We start from the raw sequence: 12,008 nt of genomic DNA on the forward strand, positions 1-12,008 counted from the left end.
AACGGGACTGGACTACCCTGAACCTGTGAAGGACTTCGAGACCCTGTTCGCGGAACTGACCCAGAAGGCACAGACACGTCCGGCCGGTTCGTCCACCGTGGCGGAACTGGACGCGGGCATCCATCAGATCGGGAAGAAGATCGTGGAGGAGGCGGCCGAGGTGTGGATGGCCGCCGAATACCAGAGCGATGACGAACTCGCAGAGGAGATCTCGCAGGCGATCTACCACCTGCAGGTCATGATGATCGCCCGTGGACTCGCGCCGAGCGACGTCTACCGACATCTCTGAGCGGTCGCTACGCACCCACCCATCGCCGGTCATCCCACTCCCAGGAGCCCCATACCCATGCTTCGCATCGCGGTGCCCAACAAGGGCACGCTCTCCGAATCCGCCACCACCATGCTGCGCGAGGCGGGCTACCAGCTGCGCACGAACTCGAAGACGCTGGTCAGCCGCGACGACACGAACGGCATCGAGTTCTTCTACCTGCGTCCCCGCGACATCGCCGTGTACATCGGTGAGGGGATCCTGGACCTCGGTGTGACGGGGCGCGACCTCCTCCTCGAGTCGGAGGCCGGGGCGCTCGAGATCCTGCCGCTGGGATTCGGCCGCTCGCGGTTCCACTACGCGAGTACTGCCGGGACGTTCACGGATGTCGCGGACCTCGCCGGTCGCCGCATCGCCACGAGCTACCCCGTCCTCGTGGGGAAGGACCTCGAGGCACGCGGGATCGACGCACGGACCGTCAGCCTGGACGGCGCCGTCGAGGTGTCGATCGAGCTGGGCGTGGCCGACGCCATCGCAGACGTCGTCGAGACGGGCACCACGCTGCGCCAGGCCGGCCTCGAGACGTTCGGGGAGCCCCTCATGCGCTCCGAGGGGGTCCTCGTCGCACCGCAGGACCGCCCGCACCTGTCGGAGGCCGCCGCGGTCGTCGTCCGCCGGCTGGAGAGCGTCATGGTGGCCCGCAGCTACGTGATGCTGGACTACGACGTGCCCGTGGAGAAGCTCTCGGACGCTGTGGCGGTGACCCCGGGCTTCGAGAGCCCGACCGTCTCACCCATGCGGGACCCCGAATGGGTCGCCGTGCGGGCGATGGTGTCCGCGGACTCCCAGCACACGGTGATGGACCAGCTGTACACGGCCGGAGCCCGCGCGATCCTGGTGACGAATATTGCAGCCTGCCGCGTCTGACCCCGACGAGGTCGTCTTCCGCCCGCGGATGCTCCGCGCGGTGGGCCTGATCCTCGCTCCTGCGATCGTCGCGTCCTTCACCGCGCTGTCGATCGCACTCACCGTCATGGAGTGGCCGGGCTGGCAGCCGGAGATCGACACCATCTGGATGGTGGGCCTCGGCATCGTGTTCGGCCTCGTGCTGCTGCGCTTCGCCTCGATCTGCGCGAAGGCGGGCCCCGACGGACTCTTCGTCCGCAACATCGTCGCCTCGCAGCGCTACGAGTGGAGCCAGATCATCAGCGTCTCGTACTCCGAGGCCCTGGGCGACTCGTGGGCCACTCTCAGCCTCTCCGACGGCACCACGTCCGCGGTCATGGCGATCCAGGCGGCGGACGGGCCGCGCGCCCAGGAGGCGACAGACCGATTGCGTATCCTCGTAGACGAGCACACCCCACCCGGAGGCACCACGTGAACATCCCCCACACCCCCCGCAGCGCAGGCCCACTCGCGGGAAGCGTCGTCGTCGACCTGTCCCGCGCGCTGGCAGGCCCCCACGCCGGGCAGATGCTCGGCGACCTGGGCGCGCGCGTCATCAAGGTCGAGAACCCCGGATCCGGTGACGACTCCCGCAGCTGGGGTCCTCCCTTCGCAGGGCCCGACGACGACCCGCAGTCCACCTACTACCTCTCGTGCAACCGGAACAAGGAGTCGATCGCGCTCGACCTCAAGAGCGACGACGGTGCTCAGACCCTGCGCAGCCTCATCTCCCGCGCGGACGTGCTCATCGAGAACTTCCGCTCCGGCGTGCTCGACCGCCTGGGCTTCTCCACCGCCGCGATGACGGAGCTCAACCCCCGCCTCGTGGTCCTGTCGATCACCGGGTTCGGCCATGACGGACCCGAGGCGACCCGGGCGGGCTACGACCAGATCGCCCAGGGCGAGGGCGGCCTCATGTCGCTCACGGGATCCGGGCCGGACGACATGCAGAGGGTCGGCGTGCCGATCGCGGACCTGCTCGCAGGCATCCACGGCGCCTACGGCGTGCTCGCAGCACTGCTGGAGCGCGAGCGCACGGGCCGCGGGAAGGTCGTCCGCACCTCGCTCATCGCGGGGATGGTCGGCGTCCACGCGTTCCAGGGCACCCGCGCCACCATCGGCGGCATGGAGCCGCTGCCCGGCGGCAACCACCACGCCACACTCGCACCGTACGGACTCTTCGAGTGCCGGGACGGGGCAGTGCAGATCTCCGTGGGCAACGAGAAGATGTGGCTGCGCTTCTGCGAGGAGTTCGGCATCGACTCCGCGGATCCCCGCTTCGCGACCAACGGCGACCGCTTCGCGAACCGTGACGCGCTCATCGCCGCCATCGAGGACGCGTTCTCCGCGTACACGCCGGAACCGCTGCTGCAGAAGCTCTCCGACGCCGGCATCCCCGCAGGCGTCGTGCGGACGCTCCCGGAGGTCTACGCATGGGAGCAGGCGCTGTCGCAGGGCCTCAAGATCTCTGCGGCCCACCCGACGATCGGTGACATCGACCTGCCGGGACCGCCACTGCGGTTCTTCGACGCGGACGCGTCCGGCGAGACGGAGACGACGGTGACCGAGCACCTGGCTCCGCCGCGCCTCTCCGAGCAGGAGGCGACCATCCGCGAGTGGCTGGAGGGCTGAGATGGCGAAGCGACTGAGTGCACGCGAGCTCATCGAACGGGTCGTCGACGCCGGCAGCTTCTCATCCTGGGACACGACGCCCCTGGTCCCGGCCGGCGGCATCGGCGAATCCTATGAGGCGGAGCTCGCGGCCGCCCGGGAGAAGTCCGGGGTCGACGAGGCCGTCATCACCGGCGAGGGCCTCATCCACGGACGCCGCGTCGCGATCGTCGCGTGCGAGTTCCGGTTCCTCGCCGGGTCGATCGGCGTCGCGGCCGCCCACCGACTGGTCGAGGCGCTCGAGCGCGCGACGCTCGAGGGCCTTCCGGTGCTCGCCGGACCCTCGTCGGGGGGCACCCGGATGCAGGAGGGGACCGTCGCGTTCCTCTCCATGGTGAAGATCACCGCAGCCGTCGTCGCGCACAAGGCGGCCGGGCTGCCCTTCCTCGTCTACCTCCGCCACCCCACGACCGGCGGCGTCTTCGCCTCGTGGGGCTCGCTGGGGCACGTGACGGTGGCCGAACCGGATTCCCTCATCGGGTTCCTGGGGCCGCGGGTCTTCGAGCAGATCTACGACCGCGAATTCCCCGCCGGGGTGCAGTCGGGGGAGAACCTCCAGCGCCACGGCATCATCGACGCGGTGCTGGGGCCGGACCGCATCCACGACACGGTGGCACGGGTCCTCGACGTCCTCATGGGCGCCCGCGAGATCCCGGAGCGCGTCCCGGACCCCGATTCGCGCCCCTCGGACGTCGACGAGCGCTCGGCCTGGGACGTCATCACGGCCTCCCGCAGGCCGGAGCGCCCGGGTGTCCGGGACCTGCTGCGCCACGGCGCGACCCACGTGCTCCCCCTGCGCGGCACGGGTCAGGGGGAGAAGGACCCCGGTCTGCTGCTCGCGATCGCGAAGTTCGGCACCGCGCCCTGCATCGTGCTCGGACAGGACCGCTACCGCCAGGACTCCCGCGAGCCCATGGGTCCCGCAGCGCTCCGTGAGGCGCGCCGCGGGATGCGGCTGTCGGAGGAGCTCGGACTGCCGCTGGTCACGATCATCGACACCCCGGGCGCCGCGCTGTCCAAGGAGGCGGAGGAAGGCGGGCTCGCGGGAGAGATCGCCCGCAGCCTCGCAGACCTGATCGCACTGAAGTCTCCCAGCGTCTCCGTCATCATGGGCGAGGGCTCCGGCGGAGGCGCGCTCGCGCTGATCCCCGCCGATCGGGTCCTGTCGGCCCAGAACGGGTGGCTCTCCCCGCTGCCGCCCGAAGGCGCGTCCGCGATCGTGCACCGCGACACGGACCACGCCCCGGAGATGGCGCAGGCGCAGCGCGTCCAGTCGGCACAGCTGATGGCCGGAGGAATCGTCGACCGCGTCATCGCGGAGCCCGTCGATGCGTCGGACGACCCGTCGAGCTTCATCGCAGAGCTGTCGGCGACTCTGGAGCACGAGATCATCGAGCTCATGCGCACTCCCGCATACCTGCGGGAGGGAGCGCGCGTGGCTCGCTACAGGAAGTTGGGTCTGTGAGCACAGCCGTCCGCGTCATCCCGTGCCTCGACGTCGACGCCGGGCGCGTCGTCAAGGGCGTGAACTTCGCCGATCTGCGCGATGCGGGCGATCCCGTCGAACTCGCCCACCGCTACGACGCGCAGGGCGCCGATGAGCTCACGTTCCTCGACGTCACCGCGACGACGGGGGACCGCTCGACGACCCACGACATGGTCACCCGCTGCGCTGAGCAGCTCTTCATCCCACTCACCGTGGGCGGTGGTGTGCGGTCCGTCGAGGACGTCGACCGACTGCTGCGCAGCGGTGCGGACAAAGTGGGGGTCAACAGCGCCGCCGTCGCGCGCCCGGACCTGATCGGCGAGATCGCCAAGCGGTTCGGCAGCCAGGTACTCGTCCTGTCCGTGGACGCCCGGCGCGTGCCCGAGGGCCAGGCCCCGACCGCCTCGGGCTATGAGGTCACCACCCACGGCGGTCGACGCGGCACAGGTGTCTGCGCGGTCGCCTGGGCCGCGCGGGCCGCGGAGTCCGGTGCCGGCGAGATCCTTCTCAACAGCATCGACGCGGACGGGACGAAGGCGGGCTTCGACCTGCCCATGCTGCGCGATGTGCGGGCGGCCGTGAGCGTCCCGCTCATCGCCTCCGGCGGTGCCGGCGCCCCCGAGCACTTCCCGCCCGCCGTGGACGCCGGAGCGGACGCCGTGCTCGCCGCGAGCATCCTGCACTTCGGTGACACGACGATCGGAGCGATCAAGGAGGAGCTGGCCCGTGCCGGACACGAAGTGCGCTGAGAACGCAGCCGAGGACATCACCGCGGCCACCGCTGCGACCCCCGCTGCGACCGATCTCGTCTTCGACGAGCGGGGACTGCTGCCCGTCGTGGTCCAGGAGGCCGCAACGAAGGACGTCCTCATGCTCGCCTGGGCGAACGCCGAGGCCGTCGACCGCACGCTCACCACCGGACGGGCGACGTACTGGTCGCGCTCCCGCGGTCAGCTGTGGGTGAAGGGCGAGACGTCCGGCAACACCCAGCGGGTGGTCTCCGTGGCGACGGACTGCGACGGGGACACCCTCCTCTACACGGTCGAGCAGACCGGACCCGCATGCCACACTGGCACACAGACCTGCTTCAGCGGACGGGAGCTGTCATGAGGCTCACACCGACCCGCGAGGAGTTCCGCGCTCGCGGCTCCCACCACCGGATCGTCCCCGTGCACACGACCGTGCTGGCGGACACGGAGACGCCGCTGACCCTCTACCGCCGACTCGCAGAGGGGCGGCCGGGCGGCTTCCTCCTCGAATCGGCGTCGCAGGACAGGTGGAGCAGGTACTCGTTCGTGGGGCGCGGTCCGATCGCGACGCTGACGGAGGTCGAGGGCGAGGCGGTCTGGCTGGGCACACCGCCCGCGGGGCTGCCGACGGGAGGAGATCCCCACGCCGCCCTGGCGGAGGCCCTGCGCGTGCTTGCGACGGGTCCGCACGACAGCGGTCTGCCGCCGATGGTGTCCTCGTTCGTCGGCTACCTGGGATGGGACTCCGTGCGACGGTTCGAGGACCTCGGTCCCGGTCCGCTGCCCGAGCACCCGGTGCCGGAGCTCAGCATGTCCATCCCCGGCGACGTCGCGATCCTGGACCACTTCACGTCCCGTCTCACGCTCGTGGCGAACGCCGTGAACGTCGACGGCCGTCCCGACGGGATCGACGCCGCGTACGACACGGCCGTCGCCCGCATCGAGGCGATGCTGGACGACCTGTCCGCTCCGCTCGTCCCGTCTCTCGCAGTCCACGACGCTCCGGAGCCGGAGGTGAAGGCGCGCACCCATCCGGACGACTACCTGGAGGCCGTCGCCGCGGCGAAGCGGGACATCGTCGACGGCGAGATCTTCCAGGTCGTGCTCGGCCAGCGCTTCGACGCGCAGATCGACGCCTCCGCCACGGACGTCTACCGCATGCTGCGGGCGTCGAACCCCAGCCCGTACATGTACCTCCTCGATGTGCCGGTGGCCGAGGGGGCGCCGCTCACGATCATCGGATCGTCCCCCGAGGCCCTCGTGACGGTCTCCGACGGGACCATCACGACGCATCCGATCGCGGGCACCCGACCGCGCGGCGCCACCCCGGACGAGGATCGTGCACTCGCCGCCGAACTGCTCGCGGACCAGAAGGAGCGCGCCGAGCACCTCATGCTCGTCGATCTCGCCCGCAACGACGTGTCGAAGGTCAGTGCCCCGGGCTCCGTGGACGTCGTCGAGTTCATGGAGATCGAGCTGTACAGCCACGTCATGCACATCGTGTCGACCGTGACCGGCCATCTGCGCGAGGGCGCGGACGGACTCGACGTCCTGCGGGCGACGTTCCCCGCGGGGACGCTCTCCGGTGCACCGAAGCCGCGTGCGCTGCAGATCATCGACCGACTGGAGCCGACGGCCCGCGGCGTCTACGGGGGAGTGGTCGGGTACCTGTCCTTCACCGGCGACCTCGACGTCGCGATCGCGATCCGCACGGGGATCCTGCGCGACGGGCTCCTCACCGTGTCCGCCGGTGCCGGGATCGTGGCCGATTCCGACCCGCAGGCGGAGCTCGACGAATGCCACAGGAAGGCCGCTGCGGTCCTGCGGGCGGCCGCCGCAGCCCACACGCTCCGTTCGCCGGTCGACGCGACCGCGGCGGGGGACGGAGCGGAGGGATCCGCGTGACGAAGGGCAGAGCGGTCATCATCCTCCTGATCCTCGCGGGCGCCGTGTGGATCCTCGCCACCCGTCCCTGGGGCATCGACCCCGCCGGCGGCGGCACGGGTCCGTCCGGGGTCGCGGAGGTCGGCGGGGAGGAGGGCGCGTCCCATCCGCTCCTCACGGCGAGCGCGGCCGTCCTGGCCGTCGCCGCCCTGCTGCTCGCGATGCTCGGTCGGATCGGACGCATCGTCGTGTGCGTCCTCATCGGCGCCGTGGGCGTGGGAGTGGTGCTCACGGCGGTCTCCTCGCAGGCTCCGCCCGCCACGCTCATCCCGACGATCGCAGCGGGCGTCGGAGTGCTGGTCGCCGCAGTGTGGTCCGCCGTCGCGAGCCTCGGCTGGCAGGTCTCCGGCCGCTACGACCGCCAGACGCACACCGCCGCTCCGCACGCGGATGAGGACGACCCCGCAGCAGCATGGGACGCCCTGTCGCGGGGCGAGGACCCGAGCTGAGGGTCGCGTCGCGACATGCGATAATGCACCCGTAGGATCCGCAGGATCCCGAAACCCCAGCGGTGGACCCACACCGCGAACCCAGAGCCGGGCGGGCCCGCCCCCGCCAGATGAGGAGTGACATGTCCCAGGCAGTCCGCACCGGAGCCCCCGACCTCGACCGCGACGCGATCGACTACGAGAAGATCAAGGACCCCGGCCACGGCAACACGCCGGCGGCCTGGACCGGTGTGTTCCTCATGCTGCTCGGAGGCGTCATCCTCGCGGTCGGCTTCGTCATGGTCGTGGACGTCATCATCTACGCGGGCATCGCGGTCTTCGTCGCGGGTCCGATCATCGGTCTGATCATGCGCGCAGCCGGGAAGGGCAAGCCGCGTTCGTGACGGTCCTCGACGACATCATCGCGGGAGTCCGCGAGGACCTCGGACCACGCCGACGGGAGCGGTCCCTGCACGACGTCCGCGCAGCGGCCGCTGACGCCGCACCGGCGCGCCCCTTCCCGCCGGAGTCCGGCTTCGGCCTCATCTGCGAGGTGAAGCGCTCGTCGCCGTCGAAGGGCGCGCTCGCGGACATCGCCGATCCCGCCGCCCTGGCCACCGCCTATGCCGGGGGCGGGGCCGCCGCGATCAGCGTGCTGACGGAGCGACGTCGGTTCGGCGGCTCACTCGCAGACCTCGACGCAGTGCGCGCTGCGGTGGACATCCCCGTGCTGCGCAAGGACTTCATGGTCGACGAGTACCAGTTCTACGAAGCGCGCGCCCACGGTGCGGACATCGTCCTCCTCATCGTCGCCGCGCTCGATGACGCACAGCTGCAGGACCAGCTGGCGCTGGCCTCCGAGCTGGGCATGGCGGCGCTCGTGGAGACCCACACGGTCGACGAGCTCGAACGCGCGAGTGCGGTCGGCGCGAGCCTCGTGGGTGTCAACACCCGCAATCTCAAGGACCTGAGCGTCGACCCCGCGCGGTTCGCCGCGCTCGCACCGCACGCCCCGTCGGGCGCCGTGCTCGTCGCTGAGTCGGGCGTGAGCGATGCGGAGACCGTCGCCCAGTACGCACGCGCCGGCGCTCACCTGGGACTCGTCGGCGAGGCGCTCGTCATCGGCGGCGACCCCCAGTCCGCAGTCGCCGCATTCACCGAAGCAGGGCGGGCAGCGCGTCCGTGAGACGCGCGTGAGCGCCCGACCGCACCACGCCACGAGGAGCGACCACATGATCGAGCAGTTCTCCCGTCCCGACTCCGACCTTCCGCAGGGGCCGCGATTCGGCGAGTTCGGAGGGCGGTACATCCCCGAAGCACTCGTCCCCGCGTGCGAGGAGATCGAGGAGGCGTTCGGAAAGGCGGTCCTGGACGAGGAGTTCCGGGCCGAGTACCGCCGGCTGCTCGACGAGTACGTCGGCCGGCCCAGTCTGCTGAGCGAGGCCGCGCGGTTCTCCGAGCACGCGGGCGGTGCCCGCATCCTGCTCAAGCGCGAGGACCTCAACCACACCGGCAGCCACAAGATCAACAACGCGCTGGGCCAGGCGCTGCTCGCCAAGAGGCAGGGCAAGACCCGTCTCATCGCGGAGACCGGCGCGGGTCAGCACGGCGTCGCCACCGCGACCGCCGCCGCCCTCATGGGCATGGAGTGCCGGATCTACATGGGGGCCGTCGACGTGGAGCGCCAGGCTCTCAACGTCGCCCGGATGAACCTGCTGGGTGCTGAGGTGACCGCCGTGGACGCGGGATCCCGCACCCTCAAGGACGCGATCAACGAGACGTTCCGCGACTGGGTCGCATCCGTGGAGAGCACCCACTACGTGTTCGGCACGGTCGCCGGCCCGCACCCGTTCCCCGTCCTGGTGCGCGAGTTCCAGCGCATCATCGGGCTGGAGGCGCGCGGACAGGTGATCGAGCGGACCGGAGGTCTGCCGGACGCCGTCGTCGCCTGCGTGGGCGGGGGATCCAACGCCATCGGCGCATTCCACGCATTCATCCCGGACGAGGGCGTGCGGCTCGTCGGCTGTGAAGCCGCAGGCGACGGCATCGAGACGCCCCGTCATGCCGCGACCCTGACGAAGGGCTCCGTCGGAGTCCTCCACGGTGCGAAGTCGTACCAGCTGCAGGACGAGGACGGTCAGACGCAGGAGAGCCACTCGATCTCCGCTGGGCTGGACTACTCCGGGGTGGGTCCCGAGCACGCATGGCTGCACGCGAGCGGTCGGGGGGAGTACCGCCCGGTCACCGACGCGGAGGCGATGGACGCGTTCCGACTGCTCTGCCGCACAGAGGGGATCATCCCGGCGATCGAGAGCTCCCACGCGCTCGCGGGCGCCCTCGACCTGGGCCGGGAGCTCGGACCGGAAGCGACGATCCTCGTCTGCCTCTCCGGCCGCGGCGACAAGGACGTGACGACCGCCGGACGCTGGTTCGGCTACCTGGACTCGGAGGGGGAGACGGCATGAGCACGACGACGCGAGAGGACCGCGGCAGCGCGGCGGCACTGGCCGCGTGCAGGTCGGAGGGCCGCTCCGCCCTGATCGGCTACCTCCCCGTGGGGTATCCGGACGTCCCCGGGTCGGTGGATGCCGTCCGCGCACTGGTGGCCGGCGGTGCGGACATGGTCGAGATCGGGATGCCGTACACGGATCCGGGCCTCGATGGTCCGGTCATCGAAGCGGCCAGCGTCAAGGCACTGAGCGGCGGAGTCCGCGTGGCTGATGTCTTCACCGCGGTGCAGGCGGCAGCGGACGCGGGGGCGACCCCCGTCGTCATGAGCTACTGGAACCTCATCCTGCAGTACGGCGTCGACGCCTATGCGCGCGACCTCGCCGCAGCCGGCGGGGTCGGCATCGTCACCCCCGACCTCATCCCGGACGAGGCCGACGAATGGATCGCCGCCTCGGACGCCCACGACCTCGACCGGATCTTCCTCGTCGCGCCGTCCTCGTCCCCCGACCGGATCTCGGCGGTCGTCGAGGCGAGTCGCGGCTTCGTCTACGCGGCCTCGACGATGGGTGTGACCGGGACGCGTGCGGAGGTCGGCGGGAAGGCCGCGGGCCTCGTGGCCGATACGCGCGCCGCGGGCGCCCGGAACGTGTGCGTGGGCCTCGGCGTCTCGACTCGCGAGCACGCGGCAGAGGTCGCCTCCTACGCCGACGGCGTGATCGTAGGATCGGCCTTCGTCCGTGCGCTGACCGAGGGCGGCTCGGCCGCCGTCGGCCGTGCGGCAGAGCAGTTCGCGGAGGGCGTGCGTGACTGATCTCCTCGCATCCATCCCGTCGCCCGGCTGGAGCGGGTTCGACATCGGGCCGCTGCGCATCCACGCCTACGCACTGTGCATCCTCGTGGGCATCGTGCTGGCGCTGTGGCTCACGAACCGGCGCTGGCAGGCGCGGGGAGGGACCGAGGACGACCTGTGGACGCTCGCGATCTGGGCGATCCCGTCCGGCATCATCGGCGGTCGCATCTACCACGTCCTCTCCACCCCGGACCCCTATTTCGGGCCGGACGGCGACCCCGTCGCCGCGCTCTACATCTGGAACGGCGGGCTCGGCATCTGGGGAGCCGTCGCGCTGGGTGTGCTCGTGGTGCTGTTCGTGTGCCGCAGGCACGGGTTCCGCTTCACCTCGTTCCTCGATGCGGCCGCTCCGGGACTCATCCTCGCCCAGGCCGCGGGGAGGTGGGGCAACTGGTTCAACCAGGAGCTCTTCGGCGCGCCCACCGATCTGCCGTGGGGACTGGAGATCGACAGGACCAGTCCGACGTGGCCGGACCCCTCGCTTCCCGCGGACACGCTGTTCCACCCGACCTTCCTCTACGAATCGCTGTGGAACGTCATCGGCTGCTTCGTCCTGCTGTGGGCGGGCCGCCGCTTCTCGCTGTGGCGCGGCCAGGTGTTCTTCCTCTACCTCGCCTACTACACACTGGGGCGCGTGTGGATCGAGGCGCTGCGCATCGATGACGCGGAGCACATCCTCGGTCTGCGCCTGAACGTGTGGACCTCGATCGTGATCTTCCTGCTGGGCGTCGTGCTGCTGGTCGTCTCGCGGTCTCGCCACGGCGGTGGGGAGAACACCGCGTACACCGACGATCGGCCACGACCGGATGCGGACGGTTCCGCACCCGTGACCGGCAATGGATCCGGCTCCGGTTCCGGCTCGACCTCAGTGGACCGGACCGTCGCAGCAGACGGCACCACCGCAGCAGAGGGCACGAGCGCAGCCGGCGGCGCGAGGGACGGCGAGCAGCCGGCGCGTCGCGGAGGCTTCGGATTCTTCGGTGCCGTGACCTCGGCGATCTCCATCGTTCCGCAGCTGACCGGACGGTCTGAGCCGAAGGCGGACACGGACGCACGGGACACGGAGGAGCAGCAGGGACCACCGGATCCGAGGGGCACGACCGAGTCGTAGCGGCGGTCCGCGCCCGGACGGCGAGACCACTGTGAGAGAGGTCTCGCACGAGGACGCTGCGCGAGTGTCCGCACCGCGGTCCGATGCAGGTGCGGGACGCCGCCG

14 protein-coding genes are annotated in these 12,008 nt (G+C 70.8%); all 14 read left to right on the top strand.

The window, feature by feature from the left end; all coding sequences use genetic code 11:
- Positions 1 to 25: 25 nt before the first annotated feature.
- Entirely contained in the window at positions 26 to 289 is a 264-nt protein-coding gene (locus FM105_RS08560) for a phosphoribosyl-ATP diphosphatase (protein ID WP_087007424.1), read from the top strand.
- A 57-nt stretch (positions 290 to 346) separates the two neighbouring features.
- Positions 347 to 1,195: an ATP phosphoribosyltransferase gene (gene hisG / locus FM105_RS08565; protein ID WP_087007294.1), complete on the top strand. Its 849-nt coding sequence runs from the start codon at positions 347 to 349 to the stop codon at positions 1,193 to 1,195.
- Positions 1,176 to 1,649 carry a PH domain-containing protein gene (locus FM105_RS08570; protein ID WP_087007297.1) on the top strand — a complete coding sequence of 158 codons (474 nt, stop codon included), beginning with the start codon at positions 1,176 to 1,178 and terminating at the stop codon, positions 1,647 to 1,649. The genes hisG and FM105_RS08570 overlap by 20 nt, the downstream gene beginning before the upstream one ends.
- Positions 1,646 to 2,845: a CaiB/BaiF CoA transferase family protein gene (locus FM105_RS08575; RefSeq protein WP_087007299.1), complete on the top strand. Its 1,200-nt coding sequence runs from the start codon at positions 1,646 to 1,648 to the stop codon at positions 2,843 to 2,845. The genes FM105_RS08570 and FM105_RS08575 overlap by 4 nt, the downstream gene beginning before the upstream one ends.
- A gap of 1 nt (position 2,846) precedes the next feature.
- On the top strand, positions 2,847 to 4,349 hold the full coding sequence (locus FM105_RS08580; protein ID WP_087007301.1) for a carboxyl transferase domain-containing protein: 1,503 nt from the start codon (positions 2,847 to 2,849) through the stop codon (positions 4,347 to 4,349).
- Positions 4,346 to 5,119, top strand: coding sequence for an imidazole glycerol phosphate synthase subunit HisF (hisF, locus tag FM105_RS08585; RefSeq protein WP_087007302.1), 774 nt, complete (start codon positions 4,346 to 4,348; stop codon positions 5,117 to 5,119). Before FM105_RS08580 ends, hisF begins: the two co-directional genes overlap by 4 nt.
- Positions 5,120 to 5,135: 16 nt before the next feature.
- Positions 5,136 to 5,480: a phosphoribosyl-AMP cyclohydrolase gene (gene hisI, locus FM105_RS08590; RefSeq protein WP_087007426.1), complete on the top strand. Its 345-nt coding sequence runs from the start codon at positions 5,136 to 5,138 to the stop codon at positions 5,478 to 5,480.
- A complete protein-coding gene (locus tag FM105_RS08595; RefSeq protein WP_087007304.1) occupies positions 5,477 to 7,024 on the top strand; it encodes an anthranilate synthase component I in 1,548 nt (515 codons plus the stop codon). The genes hisI and FM105_RS08595 overlap by 4 nt, the downstream gene beginning before the upstream one ends.
- Positions 7,021 to 7,512 carry a Trp biosynthesis-associated membrane protein gene (locus FM105_RS08600; protein WP_087007306.1) on the top strand — a complete coding sequence of 164 codons (492 nt, stop codon included), beginning with the start codon at positions 7,021 to 7,023 and terminating at the stop codon, positions 7,510 to 7,512. The genes FM105_RS08595 and FM105_RS08600 overlap by 4 nt, the downstream gene beginning before the upstream one ends.
- 122 nt (positions 7,513 to 7,634) lie before the next feature.
- Positions 7,635 to 7,895, top strand: coding sequence for an HGxxPAAW family protein (locus FM105_RS08605; protein WP_087007307.1), 261 nt, complete (start codon positions 7,635 to 7,637; stop codon positions 7,893 to 7,895).
- Entirely contained in the window at positions 7,892 to 8,677 is a 786-nt protein-coding gene (gene trpC / locus FM105_RS08610; RefSeq protein WP_087007309.1) for an indole-3-glycerol phosphate synthase TrpC, read from the top strand. The genes FM105_RS08605 and trpC overlap by 4 nt, the downstream gene beginning before the upstream one ends.
- A gap of 46 nt (positions 8,678 to 8,723) precedes the next feature.
- Positions 8,724 to 9,956, top strand: coding sequence for a tryptophan synthase subunit beta (trpB, locus tag FM105_RS08615; RefSeq protein ID WP_087007311.1), 1,233 nt, complete (start codon positions 8,724 to 8,726; stop codon positions 9,954 to 9,956).
- Positions 9,953 to 10,753 (top strand): tryptophan synthase subunit alpha, encoded by an 801-nt coding sequence (trpA, locus tag FM105_RS08620; protein ID WP_087007313.1) that lies wholly within the window; start codon positions 9,953 to 9,955, stop codon positions 10,751 to 10,753. The genes trpB and trpA overlap by 4 nt, the downstream gene beginning before the upstream one ends.
- The gene (lgt, locus tag FM105_RS08625) at positions 10,746 to 11,903 is read left to right on the top strand and encodes a prolipoprotein diacylglyceryl transferase (RefSeq protein WP_087007315.1); all 1,158 of its coding nucleotides are present in this window, start codon (positions 10,746 to 10,748) and stop codon (positions 11,901 to 11,903) included. Before trpA ends, lgt begins: the two co-directional genes overlap by 8 nt.
- Positions 11,904 to 12,008: the final 105 nt, after the last annotated feature.

The sequence above is a fragment of the Brevibacterium yomogidense genome, from assembly GCF_900163715.1.
GTDB classification, from domain to species: Bacteria; Actinomycetota; Actinomycetes; order Actinomycetales; family Brevibacteriaceae; genus Brevibacterium; species Brevibacterium yomogidense_A.

Bases quoted from the DNA above. Each gene is read 5' to 3' on its own strand.
- trpA (WP_087007313.1), top strand. From the start codon at position 9,953: ATGAGCACGACGACGCGAGAGGACCGCGGCAGCGCGGCGGCACTGGCC.
- trpB (WP_087007311.1), top strand. From the start codon at position 8,724: ATGATCGAGCAGTTCTCCCGTCCCGACTCCGACCTTCCGCAGGGGCCG.
- FM105_RS08580 (WP_087007301.1), top strand. From the start codon at position 2,847: ATGGCGAAGCGACTGAGTGCACGCGAGCTCATCGAACGGGTCGTCGAC.
- FM105_RS08605 (WP_087007307.1), top strand. From the start codon at position 7,635: ATGTCCCAGGCAGTCCGCACCGGAGCCCCCGACCTCGACCGCGACGCG.
- FM105_RS08595 (WP_087007304.1), top strand. From the start codon at position 5,477: ATGAGGCTCACACCGACCCGCGAGGAGTTCCGCGCTCGCGGCTCCCAC.
- hisG (WP_087007294.1), top strand. From the start codon at position 347: ATGCTTCGCATCGCGGTGCCCAACAAGGGCACGCTCTCCGAATCCGCC.